Here is a 26,630-nt window from a genome sequence, read left to right on the forward strand (position 1 = left end):
CCCGCGATTTCGAGTTTTCAGCGCGCATTTGGGCGCGCTTCCGAAGCCGCCCAGCGGTGACGCAAAATACGTCTTTCCAGGCACCTTTCGCGTGCCTGTTCCTAAGCTCACATTGACGTCCTATCGCCCATGAGTTTTCTTGGCATCGACCTCGGCACCGGCTCCCTCAAAGTTGCAATCGTCGACGAAAACGGCCGCGAACAGGCCGCGGCGAGTGTCGCGTATGCACTCGAAACACCGCATCCCGGATGGGCCGAAATCTCGGCGCAAACCTGGTGGCGCGCACTATGCGAAGCCGCGGGGCGGTTGCCTGCCGGGTTGCGCCGTGAAGTGCAAGCGATCGGTTTCTCCGGACAGATGCACGGTGTCGTATTGATCGACGCCGATGGCGAAGCCGTGCGCCCCGCGATGCTTTGGCCCGACACGCGCGCGTTGAGTCTCCTCGATCAGTGGCCCGAACCGCAGTCGAATCCGGTTGCGCCCGGCATGGCCGGTCCGTTGCTGCGCTGGATCGTGCAGAACGAACCGCAGTCCGCGCGCAAGACGCGGTGGGCGCTGCAACCGAAGGATTGGCTGCGCGTCGCGCTGGGCGGCGTGGTCGCAACCGATCCCTCGGACGCCTGCGCGACTGCCCTTGCCGACCCCGCGGGCGTGTGGGATCAGGCACTGCTCGAGCGGCTCGAATTGCCGCATGAATGGTTTGCGCCGCTTGCGCCTTCCTACGCGGCGGGCGGCACCTTGTCGCCGGAAGCTGCACAGGAGCTGGGTCTGCGCGCCGGCATCGTGCTTGCAATCGGTGCCGCCGATACGCCGTGCGCGGCGCTTGGCAGCGGTCTTGCACGCGACGGCGACGCACTGCTCACCACCGGCACCGGAGGACAAATCGTCGTACTCGCCGAGCACGCACCGCAAGCGGTAAGAGGCCTGCATCGCTATCGGGCCGCGAGCGATCACTGGTATCGGATGGCGGCGATGCAAAACGTCGGCGTCGCGCTCGAACGCGTGCGGGGCTGGTTGTCGTATGAATGGGCCGATGCTTATCGTGACGCGTTCGGCGATGCATCCGGCAGTCTCGCCGGCAACGTATCGGACGGTGCCCCTGGCGATTCAACGACCGCTATTTCCAGCGCAGCAGCCGGCCTGACTTTTCTGCCGTACCTGACAGGAGAGCGCACCCCGTGGCTCAACCCCGCCGCACGTGGCGGCTGGCTTGGCCTCGCGCTCGACCACACGCGCGGCACGATGATGCGCGCCGCATTCGAAGGCGTCGCGTTCTCGCTGCGTGCCGGCCTCGACGCGATCCGCGCGAGCGGCGCGACCGTGACGACCTTGAAACTCGCGGGCGGCGGTTCTGTCGATGCGCGCTGGAGGCAGTTGCTCGCCGATGCGTTAAACGTCGAACTCCATGCCGTCGACTGTCCCAACGCGGCGCCGCGTGGCGCCGCGATCCTTGGCGGATTGGCGAGCGGGCATTGGCACGCGAGCGACCTCGTCGCGCTTGCACCAGGCGCGACGCGCGTTGCCGGACCGCAAGGCGATGCGGCGCTCGCCGAACGTTATGCCCGCTTTCTCGATCTGTATGGCCGCGTCGAATCATGGTTCGGCGAAACGCCGCTTCGCTGAGCAACGCGATGTCAGCTACAGACAATGCCGCGACGTACTTTGCAATACCATGACGGCTTTCGCACGCTAAGGTATAGGCCGGCGAACGATGCCGGGCGGCAACGACACTGTCCGTCCCCAGCCCGGCACACGAATTAACCGCGACCGCGAACCGCAACACCGGCACGCCGCGCGATATCTCACCGCGACGCGCCACGCATTCACCGACTCACAGGAGCATTCACGATGAAAACCAAAGCAGCAATCGCATGGAAAGCAGGCGCCCCGTTGACGATCGAAGAAGTGGATATGGAAGGTCCGCGCGCCGGTGAAGTCCTGATTGAAGTGAAAGCGACGGGTATCTGCCACACCGACTACTACACGCTCTCGGGCGCCGATCCGGAAGGCATTTTCCCGGCGATTCTCGGCCACGAAGGCGCGGGCGTGATTGTGGATGTGGGTCCGGGTGTCGGCACGTTGAAGAAGGGCGATCACGTCATTCCGCTGTACACGCCGGAATGCCGTCAGTGCAAATTCTGTCTGTCGCGCAAGACCAATCTTTGCCAGGCGATCCGTTCGACGCAAGGCCGTGGCCTGATGCCCGATGCCACGTCGCGTTTCTCGTTGGACGGCAAGCCGCTGTTTCACTACATGGGCACGTCCACGTTTTCGAACTACATCGTCGTGCCGGAAATCGCGGTCGCGAAGGTGCGTGAAGACGCGCCGTTCGACAAGATCTGCTACATCGGCTGCGGCGTGACGACGGGCGTCGGCGCTGTTGTGTATTCGGCGAAAGTCGAAGCGGGCGCGAATGTCGTGGTGTTCGGTCTCGGCGGCATTGGGCTGAATGTGATCCAGGGCGCGAAGATGGTCGGCGCGGACAAGATCATTGGCGTCGATATCAACCCTGGCCGTATTGAACTGGCGAAGAAGTTCGGCATGACTCACTTCATCAACCCGAACGAAGTCGAGAACGTGGTCGACCATATCGTGCAGCTCACCGACGGCGGCGCGGACTATTCGTTCGAATGCATCGGCAACACGAAGGTGATGCGTCAGGCGCTGGAGTGTACGCACAAGGGCTGGGGGCAGTCGTTCATCATCGGTGTGGCGGCGGCGGGCGAAGAGATCAGCACGCGCCCGTTCCAGCTGGTGACGGGCCGCGAGTGGAAGGGCTCGGCGTTCGGCGGCGCACGCGGCCGCACGGATGTGCCGAAGATCGTCGACTGGTACATGGAAGGCAAGATCAATATCGACGACCTGATCACGCATCGTTTGCCGCTCGAGCGCATCAACGAAGGCTTCGATCTGATGAAGAAGGGCGAGTCGATCCGCTCGGTCGTGCTGTACTAATACGTCACCGACCCGGCACAGAAAGGAGCATGTCGATGCTTGAACTATTGTCGTCGCATGCCTGCCATGGCGGCGAGCAGCGGATCTACCGGCACGACTCGCAGACCGTCGGTCTGCCGATGCGCTTCTCGGTGTATCTGCCGCCGCAGGCTTTGCAGGCCAACGCGAACGTGCCCGCGCTGTTCTATCTCGCCGGGCTGACTTGCACGGAAGAAACCTTCCCGGTCAAGGCGGGCGCGCAGCGCTTCGCGGCGCAGCATGGTATCGCGCTGATCGCGCCGGACACCAGTCCGCGCGGTGCGGGCGTGCCGGGCGAAAGCGCGGCGTGGGACTTCGGCGTGGGCGCGGGCTTTTACGTCAACGCGACGCAGCAGCCGTGGGCGAAGCACTACCGGATGTACTCGTATGTGCGCGATGAACTGCGCGAAACCGTGCTCGCAAATCTGCCGGTGGACGGTGCGCGTCTGGGCATCTTCGGGCATTCGATGGGTGGCCATGGCGCGCTGATGCTGGCGCTGCGCAACCCGGAGATCTATCGGTCGGTGTCGGCCTTCGCGCCGATCGCCGCGCCTTCACAGTGCCCGTGGGGCGTGAAGGCGTTCAGCGGATACCTGGGTGAGGACCGTGAAGCGTGGAGGCAGTATGACTCGAGCGAACTGGTCGCCCATGCAAAGCGCAAATTCGCGGAGGGGATTCTGATCGATCAGGGGCTGGCGGATCAGTTTCTCGCCGAGCAACTGAACCCGGATGTGTTCGAAGCCGCCTGCAAGGCCGCGGGACAGCCGCTGACCTTGCGTCGTCATGCTGGCTACGACCACGGGTATTACTTCATCACGACGTTCATCGAGGATCATCTCGCGCATCACGCGAAGGTGCTGCTCGGCTGAAATTCGCAGGGCGATGGCGGCGGCATGCAGTGTGTCGCCGCCAGCCGCCGCTTCAACGCGGCTTCAACGACGCCTTAGCAGGCTCCCGCCATACACCACTGCCGACAGCACGGTGATCCAGAAGCTCGTCGGCCAGTCGGTATAGAACGCCAGCGTCAGACCGAGCCATGCCTGCACCAGCGCGAACACGGCGGCGAGTACGAGACCAGTCGAGAGCCGTGTCGTCACGTTTTGCGCGGCGGCGGCCGGCCCAACCATCAGCGTGAACACCAGCAGCACGCCGACAATCTGCGTGCACGCCGCCACGGCGAGCGCGGCAATCGACAGAAACAGTACCGATACCCTGCGCAGCGACACGCCCTTGGCTTCCGCCAATTCCGGCTGCAACGAAGCAAACAGCAAGGGCCGCATGATCGCCGCGAGCGCCAGCAAACTGATAACGCCCAACGCCGCCAGCACGCCGAGTGTCGACGCATTCACGCCGAGCACGTTGCCGAACAGCAGCGCGGTGACCTGGGTCGCGTACGCGGTGAAGAAGTGCAGGAACAGCAAGCCGAAGCCGAGCGACAGCGACAGGATCACGCCGATCGCGACATCGCGTCCGGCCAGTTTCTCGCCGAGCGCACCCATGCCGACGCCTGCCGCGAGCGTGAAGCCGATCATCCCCCAGATCGGCGAGATGCCGATCAGCACAGCGCCGGTCGCGCCGGTGAAGCCGACGTGCGAGAGCGCGTGACCGGCGAAGGTCTGTCCACGCATCACCAGAAAATAACCGACCACGCCTGCCAGCACCGCGACGATCCCAGACGCCGCGAACGCGTTCACCATGAAATCGTATTCAAACATCGTGCTTGTGTCCGTCGCGTGAGTCGTGCTGGTGTGAGTGGCTGTGTGCGCCACCGTGGTCGTGCGAATGTGAATGCCCGTGCGAGTGGGAGTGGCTATGGCCGCCGTTCTCGTCGTGTTCGTGCTCGTGATCGTGTTTTTCGACTTCGACATCGCCTGACATCACGAAGATGCGGCCATTCACGCGCATCACATCGATCGGTGAGCCATAGAGACGCGACAGCACCGGCCGCGTAATGACTTCATCGACGGTGCCGAGTGCGGCGACGCCGCTACCGAGATACAGCACGCGATCGAGCGCGTGCAGTAGCGGATTCAGTTCATGCGCCGAGAACAGCACCGCAATGCCGAGCTCCTGCTGCACGTGCCGCACCAGCTCCACCACGCTCTTCTGATGATGCGGATCGAGGCTGATCAACGGTTCGTCGAGTAGCAGCAGCTTGGGGTCGCCGAGCAGGCATTGCGCGAGCAGCAGACGCTGACGTTCGCCGCCCGACAGTTCCGATAACGGCCGCTCGGCCAGCTGACGGCCGCCCACCAGATCCAACACCCGCTCGACATCCGCGCGGGTTTTGCTGTCCGCGTGGGGCAGGCCCCAGCGGTGTCCATCGGCGGCCATGGCGACGAAGTCGCGGCCGCGCACGCGGCGCCCGGCCAGCGCACTGCGCGTCTGCGGCATATAACCGATCGACGAGTTACCCCGTTCGACCGGCTGCCCTAACACGCGGATCGCGCCGCTCGCCGCCGGCACGAGACCGAGCACGGCGCGCATCAGCGTGGTCTTGCCCGCGCCGTTCGGCCCGAGCACGCCGATGAATTCGCCCTGGTTCACCACGAAGCCGGCGTCGCGCAGAATCGTGCGGCCGCCGAGTTCGAGCGTTACGCGCTCGAGTTCAAGCACGGGCGCGTTGCTGCGAGCGCCCGTCGATGCATTGGCTGGCGTGCTGCGGCCAGTTTCGTTCATTGGGTTTTTCCTTTGGCAGTGCTCGCCGCCGCATTCGCTCCGCCCGCATCGCCCGCAGCCAGCGCCGTGCCCAGCGCGTCGAGCTGCGTCAGCATCCACGTCTGATAGGTCTTACCGGCCGGTTCGGTTTCGGTGACGCTCATGGTCGGCACCTTCGATTGCTGCGCGAGCTTCAACATGCGTTTGGTCAGGGCCTCGGTTGCCTGGCTGTTATAGATCAGAACGCGTACGCGCTTTTCACGCAGATCGCGTTCGAACGCGGCGATATCGGCCGCGCTTGCTTCAGTGTCGTTCATCGTCGCCAGCTGGAAGCGCAGATTGCGCATCGAGAGGCCGACTGCGTCCGACATATAGCCGAACACCGGCTCGGTTGCCGTCACCGGCACGCCGGCGTAGCGGCCATGCAGATCGGCGACCTTGGCGTCGATGGGTTTCAGCGAATCGAGAAACTTCGCGAGGTTCGCATCGTACGCCGACTTGTGCGCCGGGTCAGCCGCGACGAGCGCCGCGCTCACCGCGCGCGCCACTTTCGGCATGGTGGCCGGGTCGTACCAGAGGTGAGGATTATCGCCGCTCTTCTTGCCGGTCAGCTCGGCGGCAACGATCGTCGTGCGATTCGAGCCCTTGGAAGCGGCCAGCAGTTTCGCCATCCACGGATCGTAGTCGGCGCCGTTGTAGACCACAAGGCTCGCATGCTGCAGGGCCCGCGCCGTCTTCGGGCTGGCTTCGAACAGGTGCGGGTCCTGATCCGGATTGCTGAGGATGCTGGTCACGTCGACGCGGTCGCCGCCCAGTTGCTGCACGACGTCGCCGTAAAAATTCTCCGCTGCCACTACCGGGATTTTCGCATCCGCCGCAAATGCGCCGTGGCTGAGCGTGAAAGCGGCAGCCACCGTCGCGCCCATGGCCACGGTCTTCGACAGCTTCAGCGCATGGCGCGCCCCGTTCAACATCGAGCCGAATTTCTTCATCGTTGTTTCCTGCTGCGTGAGAGTTGAATGAACTACAAACCTTGAGAGCGGCGCGCTTCTGCGTTCATGCCGGCGTTCACGCCGCTTTTATAGAGGCGCACCGGCGGGCCGCGTCGCACGGGCGCAGCGCGCGCACAAACCGCTTAGTTCGACCACCTGGCGATGCACCTCGAAACCGTGCGCCGGCGCGCTATGCGACAACTGCTGGGCAAGATCGCCGCCGGGAATCTCGACCGTCGCGCCGCAGCCGTCGCACATCAGAAACTGGCTGCGATGCGGTACGCCGACCTCGCAGCAGGCAAAAAACGCGTTCTTCGATTCGATCCGATGGACGAAGCCGTGCGCGAGCAGGAAGTCCAGGGCGCGGTAGATCGTGGTCGGCGGCACCCGGCCGCGTTGCGGCTCGAGCGCGTCCAGCAACTCGTAAGCGCCGATCGGCCGGTCGCTGGCGACGATCGCCGCATACACCTGACGCCGCAGCGGCGTGAGCGCGAGCCCATGCAGCGCGGCGTGCGCCTCGGCATGGGCGAGCCGCACGGCATGGTGTTCTGCCATCGATGTAGCCATCAGCCAACTCCCTGACGAACCTGCGAAGCTTCGGAGCGAAGCGAGGCCGCAATGATATAACGTATCTCGATTTTTTGTCAGCGGCTTGCGCAGAAAGCAGCTTCGCGGTCTTCGATTTCTCGTATTTGTGTGGGTCGAAGCTGGAAGAGGGTGTGCGATGGTCCTGCCGCGCTGCACCATCGAAATCTGGTCGAGCGCCTTGACATGACCCGGTCCGTATCCGATCATTCGATCACTAACAGAGCAATTGTTCGCGCAACGAGCGTTCGCTCACCGCGCCTCAAGAAGCGAAACGAACCGGAGACAGGCAGTGGCGGCACGATTGCAAGATAAGGTGGCCATTCTGACGGGCGCGGCAAGCGGAATCGGTGAAGCCGTGGCCCGGCGCTATCTGGACGAAGGCGCACGCTGCGTGCTGGTCGACGTGAAGCCGGCGGACAGTTTCGGCGATGCGCTGCGCGCCGCCTACGGCGACCGCGTGCTGACCGTCAGCGCCGATGTAACGCACCGCGAGGATATCGAACGCATTCTCGCGAGTACGCTGGAGCGCTTCGGCCAGGTCGATATCCTGTTCAACAACGCGGCGCTCTTCGATATGCGCCCGATCCTCGATGAATCCTGGGACGTATTCGACCGCCTCTTCTCCGTCAACGTGAAGGGCATGTTCTTCCTGATGCAAACCGTTGCCCGGAAAATGGTCGAGCAGGGCCACGGTGGCAAGATCGTCAATATGTCGTCGCAAGCCGGGCGTCGCGGCGAGGCGCTGGTGTCGCACTACTGCGCGACCAAAGCCGCCGTACTCAGCTACACGCAATCCGCCGCGCTCGCCCTCGCGCCGCACCAGATCAATGTGAACGGCATCGCGCCGGGTGTCGTCGATACGCCGATGTGGAAAGAGGTCGACGCGCTCTTCGCCCGCTATGAAAACCGGCCGCTCGGCGAGAAGAAGCGCCTCGTCGGTGAAGCGGTGCCGCTCGGGCGCATGGGTGTGCCGGACGATCTGACCGGCGCCGCCCTGTTTCTCGCGTCGGCGGATGCCGACTACATCACCGCGCAAACCCTGAACGTCGACGGTGGCAACTGGATGAGCTGAGCGAATCGCAGAGTGGATGAGTCGAACCTGTTTCACCCTTCGTCATTTTCGTAGAACAAACGCAGCATCACATAACGTACGAGAAAGGAGACAACACATGAAACCAGCTACAAAATCCGCGCTGAAGGCGGTCAGTGCCGGCGCTGTCGCATGCTTTGCGTTGCACGCTCAGGCGGGTACGGTGACCATCGCCACCTTGAACAATCCGGACATGATCGAGTTGAAGAAGCTCTCGCCCGCCTTCGAGCAGGCGAATCCGGATATCAAGCTCAACTGGGTGATTCTCGAAGAAAACGTGCTGCGCCAGCGCGCTACCACCGACATCACGACCGGCAGCGGCCAGTTCGACGTGATGACGATCGGCGCGTACGAAACGCCGCAATGGGGCAAGCGCGGCTGGCTTACGCCGCTCACCAATCTGCCCGCTGATTACGATCTGAACGACGTCGTGAAGACGGCCCGCGACGGCCTCTCGAGCGGTGGCCAGTTGTATGCGCTGCCGTTCTACGTCGAAAGTTCCATGACGTATTACCGCAAAGATCTGTTCGCGGCCAAGGGCCTGAAAATGCCCGATCAGCCGACCTACGACCAGATCGCGCAATTCGCCGACAAACTCACCGACAAAGCCAACGGCATGTACGGCATCTGCCTGCGCGGCAAGGCCGGCTGGGGCGAGAACATGGCGTATGGCACGACGGTGGTGAACACCTTCGGCGGCCGCTGGTTCGACGAGAAGTGGCAGGCGCAGCTGACGTCGCCGGAATGGAAGAAGGCGATGACGTTCTACGTCGATCTGCTGAAGAAAGACGGCCCTCCGGGAGCCAGCTCGAACGGCTTCAACGAAAACCTGACGCTGATGTCCTCGGGCAAGTGCGCGATGTGGATCGACGCAACGGTGGCGGCCGGCATGCTCTACAACAAGCAGCAGTCGCAGATCGCCGACAAGGTGGGCTTTGCGGCAGCGCCGATCGCCGTCACGCCGAAGGGTTCGCATTGGCTGTGGGCGTGGGCGTTGGCTATTCCGAAGTCGTCGAAGCAGGCTGACTCCGCGAAGAAGTTCATCGCGTGGGCCACGTCGAAGCAGTACATCGAGCTGGTTGCGAAGGATGAGGGCTGGGCCTCGGTGCCGCCGGGAACGCGCCACTCCACCTACGCACGTCCTGAATACAAACAGGCTGCACCGTTCGGCGACTTCGTGCTGAAGGCAATCGAAACGGCTGACCCGGACCATCCGACTCTGAAGCCGGTGCCGTACACCGGTGTGCAGTTCGTCGGCATTCCTGAGTTCCAGTCGTTCGGCACCGTGGTCGGTCAAAGCATCTCCGGCGCGATTGCCGGTCAGATGACGGTCGATCAGGCGCTGGCAGCCGGTCAGGCAACGGCGAATCGCGCCGTGCAACAGGCCGGGTATCAGAAGTAAAGCGGAAGCCAGCCACATGAGTCTTGTGGCACGCGCCGGCTGACGCCCGTCAGCCGGCCCACGCAGCACAGCGGGCCGTCCCCGCCGCGTGGGCACCGCGACATCGCATCGCGTCACGGTAGCCAGGCGGTTTATGCGATCACGGCGGATAAAGCGCCGGCCCGCGCATTACCGAACAGGTGGTCAATCATGCGTCCTTTACGCCTGCCTCTTATGCACGCCCATCCCCAAACAGAGAAAGAACGCGAAACCCGCAAAGCCAATTCGGCCCGCTGGCTCGTGACGCCCTCAGTCGCCGTGCTCGTACTGTGGATGGCGATTCCGCTGGCGATGACGATCTGGTTTTCGTTTTCGCGCTACAACCTGCTGAATCCGGATCTGAAAGGCTTCGCCGGTTTCGATAACTACAAGTATCTCGCGGGCGATCCGTCGTTCGGACCGTCGATCGGTCACACGCTCGAGTTGATCATCTCGGTGCTGGTGATCACGGTGGTCGGCGGCGTGTTGATGGCGATTCTGTTCGACCGTAAGTTCTACGGCCAGGGCATTGCGCGGCTACTGGCGATCGCACCTTTCTTCGTGATGCCGACGGTTAGCGCGCTGATCTGGAAGAACATGATCCTGCATCCGGTGTATGGGCTGATTGCGCAGGGCATGCGCGCAATCGGCATGCAGCCGATCGACTGGTTCGCCGAGTACCCGCTTACTGCCGTGATCATGATCGTCGCCTGGCAGTGGTTGCCGTTCGCGTTCCTGATTCTGTTCACCGCGATCCAGTCGCTCGATCAGGAGCAGAAGGAAGCGGCGCGTATCGACGGCGCGGGTCCGTTCTCGATGTTCTTCTACATCACGCTGCCTCACCTGAAACGGGCGATCGCGGTGGTGGTGATGATGGAGACGATTTTCCTGCTGTCGATCTTCGCCGAAATCTATACGACCACAGGCGGCGGTCCGGGCACCGCGACCACCAATCTGTCGTACCTGATCTATTCGCTGGGCCTGCAACAGTTCGACGTCGGTCTCGCTTCGGCGGGCGGCATTCTGGCTGTCGTGCTGGCTAACATCGTGTCGTTCTTCCTTGTGCGGATGCTCGCGAAGAACCTGAAAGGGGAGTACGAAAAATGAGCCACGTTGCCTCTACCTCTGCGTCGGGCACGGCGCCCATGACCGTGCCGGCCAAGTCGCCGTTCGCCGCGATTCGGCGCGGCATTCCCGGCGTGATCGCCTGGCTCGTCGCGTTGCTGCTGTTCTTCCCGATCTTCTGGATGACGATCACCGCGTTCAAGACGGAGCAACAGGCGTATTCGTCGTCGCTGTTTTTCATCCCGACGCTCGATAGCTTCCGCGAGGTGTTCGCGCGCAGCAATTACTTTTCGTTCGCGTGGAATTCGATCCTGATCTCGGCGGGCGTCACGGTGCTGTGCCTGATTCTCGCCGTGCCGGCCGCGTACGCGATGGCCTTCTTTCCGACGCGCCGCACGCAGAAAGTCCTGCTGTGGATGCTGTCGACCAAGATGATGCCGTCGGTCGGCGTGCTGGTGCCGATCTATCTGTTGTGGAAGAACAGTGGCCTGCTCGATTCGGTGTCCGGTCTGGTGATCGTCTACACGCTGATCAACCTGCCGATTGCGGTGTGGATGTCGTTCACGTACTTCGCGGAAATTCCGCGCGACATTCTCGAAGCAGGCCGGATCGACGGCGCGGCGACGTGGCAGGAAATCGTTTATCTGCTGATGCCGATGTCGCTGCCGGGGCTGGCCTCCACCGCGCTGCTGCTGGTGATCCTGTCGTGGAACGAAGCGTTCTGGAGCATCAACCTGTCGAGTTCGAACGCCGCGCCGCTGACTGTGTTCATTGCGTCGTATTCGAGTCCTGAAGGCTTGTTCTGGGCCAAGCTCTCCGCTGCTTCACTGCTTGCGGTTGCGCCGATCCTGATCGTCGGCTGGCTGTCGCAGAAGCAACTGGTGCGCGGCCTTACCTTTGGGGCGGTCAAATGACCGCAGGTACGACAGTAGGTCACTTTGCGCTGATCTGCGATTGCGACGGCGTGCTGATCGACAGCGAAGCCGTGGCCGCGCACATGCTGGTGCACGAACTCGAGGCGCGCTGGCCCGATGCCGATGTCGAGCCTGTGGTGCTGCCGCTGCTTGGCTTGCGCATTGAAACGGTGCTGCAGGGCACGGCGGCGAAACTGGGCAAGAGCCTCAGCGTCGAGGATATCGAGGCGATCCGCCGGGCGGTGGAAGCAGCCGCGATGCAGGCGCCGGCGGTCGTTGGCATCGAGGTTGCGCTCGCGCAGGTGCCGCTCACCAAGGCATGCGCGAGCAACAGTTTCCGGCCGTATGTGGAGAACGTGCTGGCGCGCACGGGCCTCGTGAAGTTCTTCGGCAACCGGCTTTTCTGCGCCGATGCGGTGCCGAATCCGAAGCCCGCGCCTGATGTCTATCTCGCCGCAGCGCAGGGTCTCGGCCTCGCGCCGTCCGCCTGCCTCGTGGTGGAAGACAGCGTGACGGGCGTGACGGCGGCAACCGCGGCGGGCATGACGGTGCTGGGCTTTATCGGCGGCGGTCATGCGAGCGACGCACAGATCGACGCGTTGCATGCGGCGGGTGCGCGGACTGTGTTCGACGACATGCTGCAGTTGCCGGACCTGGTCGCGCAATGGACGCTGAGCGCGACGGCGGCGACGCCGTAAGGGCGGCCGCGTTGGCGCAGCACCTGGATAAACGAATTAACGCAGCAAGAGCAACACACGGAGACACATCATGGCAAGCGTAACTCTGCGCAACATCCGAAAAGCCTACGACGACAACGAAGTGATGCGGGACATCAACCTCGACATCCTGGACGGCGAATTCGTCGTCTTCGTGGGTCCGAGCGGTTGCGGTAAATCGACGCTGATGCGGATGATCGCCGGCCTCGAAGACATCAGCGGCGGCGATCTGACCATCGACGGCACACGCGTGAACGACGTACCGCCCGCGAAGCGCGGCATCGCGATGGTGTTCCAGTCGTACGCGCTGTATCCGCACATGACGCTGTACGACAACATGGCGTTCGGCCTGAAACTCGCCGGCACCAAGAAGCCCGAAATCGACGCCGCCGTGCGCAACGCGGCGAAGATCCTGCACATCGACCATCTGCTCGACCGCAAGCCGAAGCAGCTTTCCGGCGGCCAGCGCCAGCGTGTTGCAATCGGCCGCGCGATTACGCGCAAGCCGAAGGTGTTCCTGTTCGACGAGCCACTGTCGAATCTCGACGCCGCGCTGCGCGTGAAGATGCGCCTCGAATTCGCGCGTCTGCACGACGAGCTGAAGACCACCATGATTTACGTGACGCACGATCAGGTCGAGGCCATGACGCTCGCCGACAAGATCGTGGTGCTGTCGGCGGGCAATGTGGAGCAGGTCGGCAGCCCGACCATGCTGTATCACGCGCCGGCCAATCGCTTCGTCGCTGGCTTCATCGGTTCGCCGAAGATGAACTTTATGGAAGGTGTCGTGCAGTCCGTCACGCACGACGGTGTCACCGTGCGTTACGAATCCGGCGAGACTCAGCGCGTCGCGGTGGAGCCAGGCGCGGTGAAACAGGGCGACAAGGTGACAGTTGGCATTCGCCCGGAGCATCTGCATGTGGGAATGACCGACGACGGCGTGTCGGCGAAAACCATGGCGGTCGAATCGCTTGGCGATGCAGCGTATCTGTATGCGGAATCGAGCGTGGCGCCGGATGGCATGATCGCCCGCATTCCGCCGCTCGAGCGGCACAGCAAGGGTGAAACGCAAAAGCTCGGCGCCACACCTGAGCACTGTCATTTATTCGACAGCGAAGGGAAAGCCTTCCAGCGTAAGATCGTGGAAGTGCTCGCCGCGTGAGTATGTGATTGGGAAAGCGGTGGGCGCGCCGCTTTCCGTTCGGTCACGTTTATTCACGCCCAGGAAACGTTCATGCCCGCCTACGTCGTCATCACGCGCGAGAAAACGCTCGACCCCGCCAAACTGGAAGAATACAAACAGAACGCGCCCGCAGTCTTCGAGAAGCATGCCGTCATGGTGCTCGCGAGCCACGGACAGAAAGAAGTGGTGGAGGGGCCGCCGATCGACGAAATCCTGATCCTCGAGTTCCCCAGTTACGACGAAGCGATCGCGTGGTATCGCAGCCCGGCGTATCAGGCGGTCAGCAAGACGCGCCTGCAGGGCGGCGAGTACCGCATCATCATCACGGAAGGGCTGCCGGTGTTGTAAAGGCGGTGGGCCGCTTCTAGACCAGGCCTCCAAGCCCTGCCTGCAGACCTTTTAAGCCACGGCTTCGAGCGCTGCCCGCGCACACAGCTCGTCAGTCACCAGTCCCGACAGCCAGCCACCTTTAAGCACCGCAATCAGCGCCTCGCGCTTGCGTTCACCGCCGGCAAAACCGATGGTGGGGCGCCGCGGCGGCGAATCGAGCGCAATGCTGGTGACGCGCCGGCCGGTCGGCGATTCGACGTGCGCGCCGGCCGCGTCGATCGGCAGGCCGAGCATTTCGGCCACTGCGCGGTTCTGCATCAACTCCTTCACTTCCGCGGAGGTGATGAAGCCGTCTTCGTGCAACGGACATTTCGGCCCGATATTGCCGACGCCGACGAACGCGACATCCGCCTTGGCCAATAGCGATTCGACGATCCGGTAGAGCCGGTGATTGCACCACTGCGCGCGTTCGGCCTCGCTATCGGCGAGCAAGGGCGCGGGCAGCAGAAAATGCTTGCCGCCGGTCTTCTCCGAAATGTGCAGCGCGACGTCGTAGCGGTTCGAGGAGCCGTCCTGGGCGATCGCCCCGACCATCGATACCAACCGGTGCTGCGGACGCTCCAGCTGCGCGATCTGATCGACAGCGGCCTTCAGCGTACGGCCGCTGCCCACGGCGACCACCATCGGCTTTTCTTCGCTGAGATAGCGCTCCATGATCTGCGCCCCGGCCACGGCCAGCTTGCGATCGACTTCCTCCGAAGTATCGCTGTCGATCGGTACGACTTCGCACATACTCAGGCCGTAGCGTTTCGAGAGTTGATCGGCGAGCGCCAGGCAATCGGCCAGTTTGTGATCGACGCGCACGCGAATCAGGTTCTTTTCCACCGCGAAGGCAACCAGCCGCTGCGCGACCGGGCGCGACACCTGCAGTTTCTCGGCGATCTCGTTCTGGGTGTTGCCGGCGACGTAGTAAAGCCACGCGGCGCGGGTAGCAAGGTCTAATTTTTCTGTGGACTTGGGCACGGTGACGGTTCGCTTGAAGTGCGCCGATGATAGCAGCCGGTCCCCGCGTCTCAACGGGAACCGGCTGTGCTTTGCCGGTTAGGCGAGCGGTTGCCGCGCAGGGTCGAACAGCGGCCGCACGTGGCGGTAGAGCGCGCGATACGCTTCGAGCCGGGTACGCAGTTCGGCGTGGCGTCGCGGGTTCGGCGTGAACTCCTTTTCGATCGGCGGCTTGGTCAACACCTTGGCCGGGTCGCCGCCTGCGGCCAGCCAGCCCAGGCGGGCCGCGCCGAGCGCCGCGCCGGTTTCGCCGCCGCCGTGCTTGCGGGTGGCGGTGTCGAGCGCATCGGCGAGCAGTTGCGCCCAGTAGTCGCTGCGAGCGCCGCCGCCGAGCAGGGACAGCGCCTTCGCTTCGGTGCCGGCCGCGCGCAACGCGTCGAGGCCGTCGGTGAGCGCGAGCGTGACGCCTTCGAGCACCGCGTAGCCGAGCAACGCGCGATCGGTCGCGTGATTCATGCCGAAGAACACGCCCTGCGCGTACGGGTCGTTGTGCGGCGTGCGTTCACCGGAAAGATAGGGCAGAAAGAGTGGCGCGGTGGTCAACGCTTCCGCTGGCAGCGCCTCGATTTCGGCGAGCAGGGTCGGTTCGTCGGTGGAGGTGAGCTTGCAGACCCAGCGCAAACAGCTTGCCGCCGACAGCACCACGCTCATCTGATGCCAGCGATCCGGAATCGCATGGCAGAACGCGTGCACCGCGGAAGCCGGGTTCGGCCGGAAACTGTCGCCGACCACGCACAACACGCCGGACGTGCCGAGCGAGACGAAGCCATCGCCCGGTTGCGTCGCGCCGATGCCGATTGCGCTCGTGGCATTGTCGCCACCGCCGGCCGCGACGATCACGCCGTCGCTCAAACCGAACTCGCGCGCCACCGCGGGAAGCAGGGTGCCGGACGGCTCGCTGCCTTCGCACAGGGCCGGCATCTGCGCGCGCGTCATGTTGCAGGCGGCGAGCAGCGAATCGGACCAGTCGCGTTTGGCGACGTCGAGCCACAGCGTGCCGGCTGCATCCGATGGATCGGACACCTTGCCGCCGGTCAGTTGCAGACGCAGGTAGTCCTTCGGCAGCAGCACGCAGGCGGTTTGCGCGAAGATTTCCGGTTCGTGGTGCGCGACCCATAGCAGCTTTGGCGCGGTGAATCCGGGCATCGCGAGATTGCCGGCCACGGTGTGCAAGTCCGGCGCGCGCTCGGTGAGCTCCGCGCACTCCTTGTCGCTGCGCATGTCGTTCCACAGGATCGCGGGCCGCAATACGCGATCCTGCGCATCGAGCAGTACGGCCCCGTGCATCTGCCCCGAGAGGCCGATGCCGCGAATCTGCGCGAACTCGTCCGGATGTTTGGCGCGCAACGCGGCCAGCGCCGCGCGCGTGCCGGCCCACCAGTCTTCGGGATTCTGTTCGGCCCAGCGCTGATGCGGGCGCGAAACGGTAAAGGGTGAGCCTGCGGTGCCGATCACGCGTCCATCGGAGGCGAGCAGCAGGACTTTCACTTCGGACGTGCCGAGGTCGATGCCGAGATACATGGGCGCGAAACCTTCGTCGTTAGGGATGCGCTACTTTAGCCGCACATGGCGCTCGGTGTCATGCGCATTAAGCCTGGCACCGGCGTGTTTCGCGTGGTTCGATACTGCGCGGGTCAGGCCGCACCGCGTTTGGCCAGCCATACGTCGACACGCGCCAACGCGCCTGCCAACGCCGATTCCAACTCCGGCGTCTGCGCCATGCTGCCCCAGAGCAGGCGGTCAGCGGCGAACGTCTGCAACGGATCGGGCGCGGCAAAGAAACCGCGCGCAACTTTTTCGTCCATCACGCCATCCTGATACGCATACGGCAGCGTTCCGGCGTTCCAGCGTTCGAGGAAGCGGAAGAACAGTGCCGGCAACAGCGCCGTTGCTGAAGGCGTGACGCCACGTTCGAAGCATTCCGCGAGCGTCGGCGCGATAAAGCCGGGCAGTTTCGAAAAGCCGTCTGCCGCGACGCGCTGGTTCGTATCCTGGATGTAGGGATTGCCGAAGCGTTCGAGCACCACGTCGCGATAGCGTTCGAGATCGAGCGGGCTCGGTGTGAGGCACGGAATCACGTCTTCGGTCACGTAGTCGAAGGCGAATTTGTTGATGTCCGGATCGAGCGTACCCTCGTGGATGTAGGTCAGCCCGACCAGTGTGCCTGCCCATGCAATGCAGCTATGCGTCGCGTTGAGAATGCGGATTTTCGCTTCCTCGTACGGCAGCACGGAGTCGACCAGTTCCGCGCCGACCTTTTCCCACGCGGGGCGTCCGGCGATGAAGCGATCTTCGATCACCCATTGGATGAAGGATTCGCCCATCACCGGGCAGGTATCGTCGACACCGGTGGCGGCTTTGACGCGTTCGCGCACGTCGGGTGTCGGACGCGGCGTAATGCGGTCGACCATCGAACTCGGGCAGGCCGTGTTGTCGTCGAACCATTGCGCGAGATCGTCCGCGCCGCACCGTTCGAGAAACTCGCTCATGCCCGCATGAAAACGCTCGCCGTTGCTGCGCAGGTTATCGCAGGTCTGCAGCGTGACCGGGCCGGCGCCGCGCTTCATGCGTGCGTCGAGAATCGCCGCTAGCGCGCCGTAAATCGTGGTGTGGCCGCCTTTCAGGTCGGCCGCGAGATCGGCATTGGCTGTGTCGAGTTCGTCGTGTTCGTCGAGGTAATAGCCGCCTTCGGTCACGGTGAATGCAATGATCTTGCACGCCGGATCGGCGCCCGCTTCGATCAGCGCATCGAGACTTTCGGTCCACGGCACTACGCGCTCGATCGAACGAATCGTCTCGTACGCGCGCTCGCCCTGCGGCGTGACGGTCTCAAGCGTATAGACGCCTTTTTGCGCAGCGAGCGCGTCGAGCACGGCGTTCATGTCGCTGCGGATATTGCCCACCGTCAGCGACCAGTGCGGCTCGCCCGTCACCTTCGCCTCGTTCAACCGATGGAGATACCACGCCTGATGCGCGCGATGAAACGATCCCGCGCCGATGTGCAGGATCACGTGTGCGGCCGCGCCGCTGCCTTGCCCGCTGTTCATGTGCGTCTCCTGAGTGTCCTTGATCGCACGGCTCGGCGCGTGCGGTTTTTTTTGAGGTGGAGCATTTGCTCTGTCTGTGAGCGAATGATCGTACCCGGCGGAACGAATGTCAAGGCGACGTAGACGGCTTTCCGTGGCGCAGCGCGGCGTGGCGGGACTTCCGACGCGACTCGCGTGACGTCCGCGCGTTATGGGACGCGTCTCGCGGTGCGTATTGCATTGCATCAAATTTGACTTTCGCCGCGCCAGGACTAACCCGAATGCAAAAAAGTATCGGTCTGCGGTTTGATTTTTAGTGGTGGATCAGGCGCTAGAGGGCTACTTTTCGCTATACAAGATGAAGTTCAGCGGCACTCGCAGCACGCCGCTTCATGGAGGAAGACGCGAATGCAACCCGATCTGGAAGTCGTCGCCGTACGGCGCGACGAATCCTTCAAAGTGTGGTCGCACGGCTATCCGTACCGCACGGTGCGCTGGCACTTTCACCCGGAATACGAAATCCATCTGATCGTGGCGACCACCGGCAAGATGTTCGTCGGCGATCACATCAGCAGCTTTACGCCTGGCAACCTCGTGTTGATGGGGCCGAACCTGCCGCACAACTGGGTCAGCGACGTGCCGGAAGGCGAGACGATTGCGCAGCGCAACCTGGTCGTTCAGTTCGGGCAGGAGTTCGTGTCGGGCTGCATGGGCAGTTTTCCGGAGTGGCGCCAGGTCGAAGCCTTGCTCGCTGATTCGCGCCGCGGCGTGTCGTTCGGTGCTGAAACGAGTGCGGCGATCCAGCCGTTGTTCCTCGAATTGCTGGCCGCGCGCGGACTGCGCCGTCTCGTGCTGTTCATGTCGATGCTCGAGATCCTGATGAACGCCGAAGACCGCGAGACGCTCGCGAGTCCCGCCTATCAGGCCGACCCGACCGGCTTCGCGTCGACGCGCATCAATCATGCGCTCTCGTATATCGGCAAGAACCTGTCCAACGACCTGCGCGAATCGGATCTGGCGCAACTCGCCGGACAAAGCGTCAGTGCGTTCTCGCGTTACTTCCGCCGTCATACGGGCCTGCCGTTCGTGCAGTACGTGAACCGTATGCGCATCAACCTCGCGTGCCAGTTGCTCACGGACGAGGAGCTGAGCGTCACCGATATCTGCTTCAAGGCGGGTTTTAACAACCTGTCGAATTTCAACCGGCAGTTCCTCGCGGTCAAAGGCATGGCGCCTTCGAAATTCCGCCGCTACCAGCAACTGAACGATGCGAGCCGCGACGCTTCCGAAGAAGCCGCCGCGCGCGGCGCGGGCATCGACGATGCGCCCGCAATCGTGCTTGCGCCAGGTTTGCCACGCACCGCTGCCGCTGCCTATCCACCGACGTAGTCCGCATCAAGCTTTAAGCCGAAGCGTTTCACTTCACCCGCGTTTCAACACCTTTCGCGCTGTCCCCGGACAGCGTGAGGGACGTGCTCATCTCATCGAATAGTTTTAATAACGGAGACAACCATGACGCAATCCATTTCAAAGCAGGCATCGTTGAAGACCTTTGCGCGCAGCACGGCAGCGCTCGCGACGCTCGCGTTCGGCCTGTCGTTCATCACTGCGCCGGCCGCACAGGCTGCACCGCTGAAAATCGGCATGACATTTCAGGAGCTGAACAACCCGTACTTCGTGACGATGCAAAAGGCGCTGAACGACGCGGCGGCGTCGATTGGTGCGACGGTGGTCGTGACCGATGCGCATCATGACGTCAGCAAGCAGGTCAGCGACGTCGAAGACATGCTGCAAAAGAAGATCGACATCCTGCTCGTGAATCCGACCGATTCGACCGGCATTCAATCGGCGGTGACGTCGGCGAAGAAGGCGGGCGTGGTGGTGGTCGCCGTCGATGCGAATGCGAACGGCCCGGTCGATTCGTTCGTCGGGTCGAAGAATTACGACGCGGGTGAGATGGCTTGCGAGTATCTGGCGAAGTCGCTTGGCGGCAGCGGCGAAGTGGCGATTCTCGACGGCATTCCGGTCGTGCCGATTCTCGAACGTGTGCGCGGCTGCAAGGCGGCGCTGGCTAAAGTACCGGGCATCAAACTCGTGGATACGCAGAACGGCAAGCAGGAACGCGCGACCGCGTTGTCCGTCACCGAGAACATGATTCAGGCGCATCCTAATCTCAAAGGCGTGTTCAGCGTGAACGACGGCGGCTCGATGGGCGCGCTCTCGGCGATCGAATCGTCGGGCAAGGACATCAAGCTGACCAGTGTCGATGGTGCACCGGAAGCGATTGCGGCGATCCAGAAACCGAACTCGAAGTTCATCGAAACGTCCGCGCAGTTCCCGGCCGACCAGGTGCGTATCGCGCTTGGCATTGCGCTCGCGAAGAAGTGGGGCGCCAATGTGCCGAAGGCGATTCCGGTCGACGTGAAGATGATCGACAAGAGCAATGCCAAGGGCTTCAGCTGGTAAGCCGAATGCTCGCTGCCATGTGCATATGTTTCTTCGATGAACATGGCGACGAGCAGCAGAGGAGGACCCGATGGACACGATACTCAAGCTCGACAACATCACCAAAAGCTTTCCAGGCGTGAAGGCGCTGCAAGGCATTCACCTGGAAATCGCACGGGGTGAGATTCACGCCTTGCTCGGCGAAAACGGCGCAGGCAAATCGACGTTGATGAAGATCCTGTGCGGCATCTATCAGCCGGACGAAGGCACGATCACGATCGCGGGCGAAGTGCGGCACTTCACGAATTACCACGATGCGGTCGCCGCGGGCGTAGGTATCGTGTTTCAGGAGTTCAGTCTGATTCCGTATCTGAACGCGGTGGAGAACATGTTTCTCGGCCGTGAATTGAAGAACGGTTTGGGTCTGCTAGAACGCGGCAAGATGCGGCGCGTGGCCGCGGCGATTTTTCAGCGCCTGGGCGTGGCGATCGATTTGTCGGTGCCGATTCGTGAGTTGTCAGTCGCGCAGCAACAGTTTGTTGAAATCGGCAAGGCGTTGTCTTTGGAGGCGCGCATTCTGATTCTGGATGAGCCGACTGCGACGCTCACACCCGCTGAAGCGGAACACCTGTTCGCGATCATGCGTGAGCTGAAGACTCAGGGCGTCGCGATGATCTTCATCTCGCATCACCTGGAAGAAATCTTCGAGGTGTGCGATCGCATTACGGTGTTACGCGACGGTCAGTACGTCGGCATGACGGAAGTCGCCCAATCCGATGTGAGCCGTCTGGTGGAAATGATGGTGGGACGCCGCATCGAAAACAGCTTTCCGCCGAAGCCGCCATTGCGGACCGATGCGAAGATCGTGCTCGACGTCAAAAAGCTGCAGTTGCTGAAAGACAGCCCGGTGCTGAGTTTCAATTTGCGCGAAGGCGAGATTCTCGGTTTCGCGGGACTGGTCGGCTCGGGCCGCACGGAAACCGCTTTAGCCGTGATCGGCGCTGACCCGGCGTACTTGAAAGAAATCCGCATCAACGGCACAACCGAAAAACTATCCGATCCCGCCGATGCCTTGCGCGCCGGTGTCGGCATTCTTCCCGAGAGCCGCAAGACCGAAGGCCTGATCACGGATTTCTCGATCAAGCAGAACATCTCGATCAACAACCTCGGCAAATACCGCTCGCTGCGTTTCTTCATCGATCAGCGCAGCGAAGCGCGCGCGACCGCCGACATCATGAAGCGCGTCGGCGTCAAAGCCCCGACGATGCACACCGAAGTCGCGACCCTCTCCGGCGGCAATCAGCAAAAGGTGGTGATCGCGCGCTGGCTGAATCACCACACCAACATTCTCATCTTCGACGAACCGACGCGCGGCATCGACGTCGGCGCCAAAGCCGAAATCTATCTGCTAATGCGCGAACTCACCGCGCGCGGCTACTCGATCATCATGATCTCGTCCGAACTGCCGGAGATCGTCGGCATGTGCGACCGCGTCGCCGTGTTCCGGCAGGGCCGCATCGAAGCGATGCTCGAAGGCGGCGAGATCGACTCGAACGCCGTGATGACCTATGCAACAGCCGGCACCCGTGGAGCAGCTCATGAACACGCCTAATCCTTCTTCATCGCCGAAAACATCGACTGTCACTAGTGACACGCCGGGCGCACCGGTGCGTTTTACGTGGGCCGCGTTGAAACGCTCGACGCTGTTCTATCCGTTCATCGGTTTGCTGGTGGTGTGCATCGTGATGGTATTCGCGAGCGACAGTTTCCTCTCCGCTGCGAATCTGGAGAACGTGCTGCGCCAGGTGTCGATCAACGCGATCATTGCAGTGGGGATGACATGCGTGATTCTGACCGGTGGTATCGATCTGTCGGTTGGCTCCGTGATGGCTTTGGCGGGCACGCTCGCCGCGGGCTTGATGGTGGCCGGGATGAATGCAGTCGCTGCGTTGGCTGTGGGTATTGCAGTTGGCCTGGGATTTGGTGCTGCGAACGGCTTCTTTGTTGCGTTCGCCGGTATGCCGCCGATCATCGTCACGCTCGCGACGATGGGCATCGCCCGTGGTCTCGCGCTGATCTACACGGGCGGGTATCCGATCGACGGTCTGCCTGAGTGGGTCAGTTTCTTCGGCAGCGGCAAGATCCTCGGTATTCAGGCGCCGGTTGTGATCATGGTGGTGATCTATGCGATTGCCTGGGTGTTGCTCGAACGGATGCCGTTCGGCCGCTACGTGTATGCGATCGGTGGCAACGAGCAGGCGACGCGTCTGTCCGGTGTACGCGTGGCTCGCGTGAAGCTGATCGTCTACTCGATTGCTGGTTTGACGTCCTCCTTTGCCGCCATCGTGCTGACAGCACGCTTGATGAGCGGTCAGCCAAACGCCGGCGTCGGTTTCGAACTCGATGCCATTGCCGCCGTGGTGATGGGCGGTACCTCGATTTCCGGCGGGCGTGGCTCGATCATCGGCACCTTGATCGGTGCGTTGCTGCTGGGCGTATTGAACAACGGCCTCAACATGGTCGGCGTGAATCCGTATGTGCAGAACGTAATCAAGGGCGGAATTATTTTGCTGGCGATCTACATCAGCCGCGACCGTAGAAAGTAACTCTTAAACGACCTCCTTTTAGCAGGACCATGCAATGACTGAATCCACGCAATCCACGCAATCCGATAGGCAGGAAATGACGGCGATCGTCTGCCACGCACCGAAAGACTATCGCGTCGAACAGGTGAGGAAACCAAAGGCCCGCGCACATGAGCTGGTGATCCGCATCGCCGCGTGCGGCATCTGCGCGAGCGACTGCAAATGTCATTCGGGCGCGAAGATGTTTTGGGGTGGCCCGAGCCCGTGGGTCAAAGCGCCGGTGATTCCAGGCCACGAGTTCTTCGGTTTCGTCGAAGAAATCGGCGAAGGCGCGGCCGATCACTTCGGCGTGAAGATCGGCGATCGCGTGATCGCCGAACAGATTGTGCCGTGCGGCAAATGCCGTTATTGCAAATCCGGCCAGTACTGGATGTGCGAAGTGCACAACATCTTCGGCTTCCAGCGCGAAGTCGCCGACGGCGGCATGGCCGAATATATGCGTATTCCGCCGACCGCAATCGTCCATAAGATTCCCGATGGCATCTCGCTCGAAGACGCGGCGATCATCGAACCACTAGCTTGCGCGATCCACACGGTGAATCGCGGTGATCTGCAACTCGACGACGTGGTGGTGATTGCCGGAGCCGGTCCGCTTGGCCTGATGATGACGCAAGTCGCGCATCTGAAAACGCCGAAGAAGCTCGTCGTGATCGATCTGGTTGAAGAGCGTCTGGCACTCGCGCGCGAATACGGCGCGGACGTGACGATCAATCCGAAACAGGAAGACGCGTTGGCGATCATTCATTCGCTGACCGATGGCTATGGTTGCGACGTCTACATCGAAACGACTGGTGCGCCGATCGGCGTTAATCAGGGCATGGACCTGATTCGCAAGCTTGGTCGCTTCGTCGAGTTTTCCGTGTTCGGTGCGGATACGACGCTGGACTGGTCGGTGATCGGCGATCGCAAGGAGCTCGATGTGCGCGGCGCGCATCTGGGTCCATACTGTTATCCGATTGCGATCGATCTGCTGGCCCGCGGACTGGTTACGTCGAAGGGTATTGTCACGCACGGCTTTTCGCTGGAAGAATGGGACGAAGCGATCAAGGTCGCCAATTCCCTCGATTCGATCAAGGTATTGATGAAGCCGCGTGCCTGAGCGCTTGGCGCGGCGCGCGGCAAAGACCAGCGGCATATAAACGGAGACTGTATGGACTACGTCATCGGCGTCGATATCGGCACGCAGAGCACCAAAGCGCTGCTGGTCGATCAGCACGGCGCGATCGTCGCGCAGCATGCGTCGAGCTATCAGCCGGATACGCCCAAGCCGCTATGGGCCGAGCAATGGCCGGCAGTGTGGTTGAAGGCGGTGGTGGAGTGTATTGCGGCTTGTGTGCGCAAGGCGAAGGAGGCGGGTGTCGCGGCAAAGTCGATCAAAGCGGTGTGCGTGAGCAGTCTCTATGGCGGCTCGGGGATTCCCGTCGATAGCGATATGCGGCCCCTTTATCCGTGTCTGATCTGGATGGACCGGCGTGCGACCGATCAGGTCGAGTGGGTGCGTAAAAACATCGACCTCGAGCGCTTGTATGCGATCACGGGCAACGGCGTGGACAGCTACTACGGTTACACGAAGATGCTGTGGTTGCGCGATCATGAGCCGGAAATCTGGGCGCATACGCGTTACTTCCTGCCGCCGAATGCTTACGTGATTTATATGCTGTCTGGCGAGGTCGCCGTGGATCATAGTTCGGCGGGCAATATTGGCGGCATCTACGATATTGCGAAACGCGACTGGTCGGACGAAGCGCTCGACATGCTCGGCATTCCCGCGACGATGATGCCGGAGCGGTTGGTGGAATCGTCGGACGTGGTGGGTGGGTTGTTGTCGCAGTGGACCGGGCAGCTTGGATTGGAAGCGGGCACGGCGATCGTTGCGGGCGGTGTGGATGCAGCGGTGGCGACGTTTGCCGCGGGTGTGACGCGCGCGGGGCAGCACGTTGCCATGATCGGTACGAGTATGTGCTGGGGCTATATCAATCAGACCGTCGATGCGCGGCATGGGTTGATCAGCATGCCGCACGTGTTCAACGGCCAACGCGATATTTATGTTTTTGGTGGCGCGATTACGGCGGGCGCTTCAGTGACGTGGTATCGCGAGCAGTTCTGTCATGCGGAGACCGAGGCGGCGCGTGCGATGCCGAATGGGGACCCGCATCGCTTGCTTGAAGAGAGTGCTTCTCAGATTCCGGCGGGCTCTGATGGTGTGATGTTCTTGCCGTATTTGATGGGAGAACGAAGCCCCGTATGGGATGCGAAGGCGAGTGGGGCGTTTGTCGGTCTGAGCCTGTTTCACACGCGGGCACATCTGTATCGCGCGGTGCTGGAGGGCGTGTCGTTCGCGTTGAAGCACAACATCGAAGCGGGACGTAAAGGCGCGCAATCGTTGGATGACAAGTTGATCGTCGTGGGCGGCGCCGCGCATTCGGATCTTTGGATGCAGATCATTGCCGACATTACCGGCTATCCGGTCTATACGATCGAGCAGGACGTGGAGGCGGCGATGGGGGCTGCGTTGCTGGCGGGTGTCGGCGTCGGTCTGGTATCGCGTGAAGAGGCGCAGAACGGATGGGTCACGCTGATTGAACGTGCGGAACCGAACGCGCAGCGGATGGCGCTATACGAGCAGCGGTTCGGCGTTTATACGGATTTGTATCCGGCATTGAAGCCGGTCATGCATCGGTTGCAGACATCATGAACGCTACTTTTGATTTTTCCGGCCGCTCGATTCTTGTGACGGGTGCGTCGAGTGGAATTGGGCGTGCGACGGTGGAAGCGTTGTGCGCTTCCGGCGCGAGTGTGGTTGCGGCGGCGCGGAATGTGAATGAGCTTGCGCGGTTGGCTGAGGAAACGGGCTGCGAGCCGATGATGCTCGATGTGAGCAATGAGTCCGCTATTGATGATGCATTGAGTTCGCTTGATGCGTTTGATGGACTCGTGAACTGTGCTGGGATTGCTTTGCTTGAGCGTGGCGTGGATACGACCGGCGCGAGTTTCGATCGTGTGATGGGAGTGAATACGCGTGGGGCGGTACTGGTTGCCAAACACGTGGCTCGCGGGATGATCGACGCTAAACGCGCTGGCAGTATCGTGAATGTTTCCAGCCAAGCTGCGCTCGTTGCGCTGGATGACCATTTGAGTTATTCGGCTTCGAAGGCGGCGCTCGATGCTGTGACGCGGGCTTTGTGTATCGAGTTGGGGCCATACGGTATCCGGGTGAATAGCGTCAATCCTACGGTGACGCTGACGCCGATGGCGGTGCAGGCGTGGAGTGATCCTGTGAAACGCGATCCTGCGTTGAAGGCGATTCCTCTGCACCGCTTCGCGGAATCCGCGGAGGTTGCTGCGCCGATTATGTTTTTGTTGAGCGACGCGGCTTCGATGATTAGTGGGGTTTGTTTGCCGATTGATGGGGGGTATACGGCTCGCTAGGTGATTGGTTTGGCGGCGCAGCGCTGGCGGTTAGTGCGTTTGAATGAAGAAGGCGCGAGCAATTCGCGCCTTCTTCATTTCAGCAGTGTGGTGG

Annotated in this window: 24 protein-coding genes; 17 read left to right on the plus strand and 7 right to left on the minus strand. The window is 62.2% G+C overall.

Annotated features, from left to right (window positions below; translation table 11 throughout):
* Positions 1 to 129: 129 nt before the first annotated feature.
* The 3 genes from R8871_RS12835 (at position 130) to fghA (ending at position 3,842) form a co-directional block, all read left to right on the plus strand.
* Positions 130 to 1,623: a xylulokinase gene (locus R8871_RS12835; RefSeq protein WP_175050825.1), complete on the plus strand. Its 1,494-nt coding sequence runs from the start codon at positions 130 to 132 to the stop codon at positions 1,621 to 1,623.
* 225 nt (positions 1,624 to 1,848) lie between these two features.
* Positions 1,849 to 2,955 carry an S-(hydroxymethyl)glutathione dehydrogenase/class III alcohol dehydrogenase gene (locus tag R8871_RS12840; protein WP_175050826.1) on the plus strand — a complete coding sequence of 369 codons (1,107 nt, stop codon included), beginning with the start codon at positions 1,849 to 1,851 and terminating at the stop codon, positions 2,953 to 2,955.
* A gap of 35 nt (positions 2,956 to 2,990) precedes the next feature.
* Positions 2,991 to 3,842, plus strand: coding sequence for an S-formylglutathione hydrolase (gene fghA / locus R8871_RS12845; RefSeq protein ID WP_175050827.1), 852 nt, complete (start codon positions 2,991 to 2,993; stop codon positions 3,840 to 3,842).
* Positions 3,843 to 3,905: 63 nt separating this feature from the next.
* Here the strand turns inward: fghA and R8871_RS12850 are convergent, their stop codons facing one another.
* The 4 genes from R8871_RS12850 to R8871_RS12865 all read right to left on the minus strand — a co-directional run bounded on the left by R8871_RS12850 (position 3,906) and on the right by R8871_RS12865 (position 7,190).
* Positions 3,906 to 4,688 (minus strand): metal ABC transporter permease, encoded by a 783-nt coding sequence (locus R8871_RS12850; protein ID WP_154558653.1) that lies wholly within the window; start codon positions 4,686 to 4,688, stop codon positions 3,906 to 3,908.
* Complete coding sequence (locus R8871_RS12855) at positions 4,681 to 5,652, minus strand: ABC transporter ATP-binding protein (RefSeq protein ID WP_175050828.1); 972 nt, start codon at positions 5,650 to 5,652, stop codon at positions 4,681 to 4,683. Before R8871_RS12855 ends, R8871_RS12850 begins: the two co-directional genes overlap by 8 nt.
* Positions 5,649 to 6,623 carry a metal ABC transporter solute-binding protein gene (locus tag R8871_RS12860; protein WP_175050829.1) on the minus strand — a complete coding sequence of 325 codons (975 nt, stop codon included), beginning with the start codon at positions 6,621 to 6,623 and terminating at the stop codon, positions 5,649 to 5,651. Before R8871_RS12860 ends, R8871_RS12855 begins: the two co-directional genes overlap by 4 nt.
* 87 nt (positions 6,624 to 6,710) lie before the next feature.
* On the minus strand, positions 6,711 to 7,190 hold the full coding sequence (locus R8871_RS12865; RefSeq protein WP_175050830.1) for a Fur family transcriptional regulator: 480 nt from the start codon (positions 7,188 to 7,190) through the stop codon (positions 6,711 to 6,713).
* Positions 7,191 to 7,500: 310 nt separating this feature from the next.
* Here R8871_RS12865 and R8871_RS12870 point away from each other — a divergent pair, with 310 nt between their 5' ends.
* The 7 genes from R8871_RS12870 to R8871_RS12900 all read left to right on the plus strand — a co-directional run bounded on the left by R8871_RS12870 (position 7,501) and on the right by R8871_RS12900 (position 13,947).
* Positions 7,501 to 8,283, plus strand: coding sequence for an L-iditol 2-dehydrogenase (locus R8871_RS12870; protein ID WP_175050831.1), 783 nt, complete (start codon positions 7,501 to 7,503; stop codon positions 8,281 to 8,283).
* A gap of 97 nt (positions 8,284 to 8,380) precedes the next feature.
* On the plus strand, positions 8,381 to 9,703 hold the full coding sequence (locus tag R8871_RS12875; protein ID WP_175050832.1) for an ABC transporter substrate-binding protein: 1,323 nt from the start codon (positions 8,381 to 8,383) through the stop codon (positions 9,701 to 9,703).
* 189 nt (positions 9,704 to 9,892) lie between these two features.
* Entirely contained in the window at positions 9,893 to 10,828 is a 936-nt protein-coding gene (locus R8871_RS12880) for a carbohydrate ABC transporter permease (protein WP_175050833.1), read from the plus strand.
* 38 nt (positions 10,829 to 10,866) lie between these two features.
* On the plus strand, positions 10,867 to 11,700 hold the full coding sequence (locus R8871_RS12885) for a carbohydrate ABC transporter permease (RefSeq protein WP_234475103.1): 834 nt from the start codon (positions 10,867 to 10,869) through the stop codon (positions 11,698 to 11,700).
* A complete protein-coding gene (locus R8871_RS12890) occupies positions 11,697 to 12,398 on the plus strand; it encodes an HAD family hydrolase (RefSeq protein WP_175050834.1) in 702 nt (233 codons plus the stop codon). Before R8871_RS12885 ends, R8871_RS12890 begins: the two co-directional genes overlap by 4 nt.
* A gap of 70 nt (positions 12,399 to 12,468) precedes the next feature.
* Complete coding sequence (locus tag R8871_RS12895; protein WP_175050835.1) at positions 12,469 to 13,578, plus strand: ABC transporter ATP-binding protein; 1,110 nt, start codon at positions 12,469 to 12,471, stop codon at positions 13,576 to 13,578.
* A 72-nt stretch (positions 13,579 to 13,650) separates the two neighbouring features.
* A complete protein-coding gene (locus R8871_RS12900; protein WP_175050836.1) occupies positions 13,651 to 13,947 on the plus strand; it encodes a DUF1330 domain-containing protein in 297 nt (98 codons plus the stop codon).
* 51 nt (positions 13,948 to 13,998) lie between these two features.
* Here R8871_RS12900 and R8871_RS12905 read toward each other — a convergent pair whose 3' ends face one another.
* The 3 genes from R8871_RS12905 to dalD all read right to left on the minus strand — a co-directional run bounded on the left by R8871_RS12905 (position 13,999) and on the right by dalD (position 18,038).
* Positions 13,999 to 14,952, minus strand: a complete 954-nt coding sequence (locus R8871_RS12905) for a sugar-binding transcriptional regulator (protein WP_175050837.1) — start codon at positions 14,950 to 14,952, stop codon at positions 13,999 to 14,001.
* A gap of 78 nt (positions 14,953 to 15,030) precedes the next feature.
* Positions 15,031 to 16,512, minus strand: a complete 1,482-nt coding sequence (gene xylB / locus R8871_RS12910) for a xylulokinase (RefSeq protein ID WP_175050838.1) — start codon at positions 16,510 to 16,512, stop codon at positions 15,031 to 15,033.
* A 113-nt stretch (positions 16,513 to 16,625) separates the two neighbouring features.
* Positions 16,626 to 18,038, minus strand: a complete 1,413-nt coding sequence (dalD, locus tag R8871_RS12915; RefSeq protein WP_175050839.1) for a D-arabinitol 4-dehydrogenase — start codon at positions 18,036 to 18,038, stop codon at positions 16,626 to 16,628.
* Positions 18,039 to 18,425: 387 nt separating this feature from the next.
* On the opposite strand from dalD, the gene R8871_RS12920 reads away from it, so the two are divergent.
* From R8871_RS12920 to R8871_RS12950, 7 genes are all read left to right on the plus strand, one after another.
* Entirely contained in the window at positions 18,426 to 19,406 is a 981-nt protein-coding gene (locus tag R8871_RS12920) for an AraC family transcriptional regulator (RefSeq protein WP_175050840.1), read from the plus strand.
* A 123-nt stretch (positions 19,407 to 19,529) separates the two neighbouring features.
* A complete protein-coding gene (locus R8871_RS12925; protein ID WP_175050841.1) occupies positions 19,530 to 20,483 on the plus strand; it encodes an ABC transporter substrate-binding protein in 954 nt (317 codons plus the stop codon).
* A gap of 70 nt (positions 20,484 to 20,553) precedes the next feature.
* On the plus strand, positions 20,554 to 22,074 hold the full coding sequence (locus R8871_RS12930) for a sugar ABC transporter ATP-binding protein (protein WP_175050842.1): 1,521 nt from the start codon (positions 20,554 to 20,556) through the stop codon (positions 22,072 to 22,074).
* Positions 22,061 to 23,068, plus strand: coding sequence for an ABC transporter permease (locus tag R8871_RS12935; RefSeq protein WP_175050843.1), 1,008 nt, complete (start codon positions 22,061 to 22,063; stop codon positions 23,066 to 23,068). The genes R8871_RS12930 and R8871_RS12935 overlap by 14 nt, the downstream gene beginning before the upstream one ends.
* Before the next feature lie 34 nt (positions 23,069 to 23,102).
* Positions 23,103 to 24,206, plus strand: coding sequence for an alcohol dehydrogenase catalytic domain-containing protein (locus tag R8871_RS12940; RefSeq protein ID WP_175050844.1), 1,104 nt, complete (start codon positions 23,103 to 23,105; stop codon positions 24,204 to 24,206).
* Positions 24,207 to 24,257: 51 nt separating this feature from the next.
* A complete protein-coding gene (locus R8871_RS12945; protein WP_175050845.1) occupies positions 24,258 to 25,802 on the plus strand; it encodes an FGGY-family carbohydrate kinase in 1,545 nt (514 codons plus the stop codon).
* Positions 25,799 to 26,536, plus strand: a complete 738-nt coding sequence (locus R8871_RS12950; RefSeq protein ID WP_175050846.1) for an SDR family oxidoreductase — start codon at positions 25,799 to 25,801, stop codon at positions 26,534 to 26,536. The genes R8871_RS12945 and R8871_RS12950 overlap by 4 nt, the downstream gene beginning before the upstream one ends.
* The last annotated feature ends 94 nt before the right edge of the window (positions 26,537 to 26,630 follow it).

It is taken from the genome of Paraburkholderia sediminicola, from assembly GCF_902859805.1.
Lineage (GTDB): Bacteria > Pseudomonadota > Gammaproteobacteria > Burkholderiales > Burkholderiaceae > Paraburkholderia > Paraburkholderia sediminicola.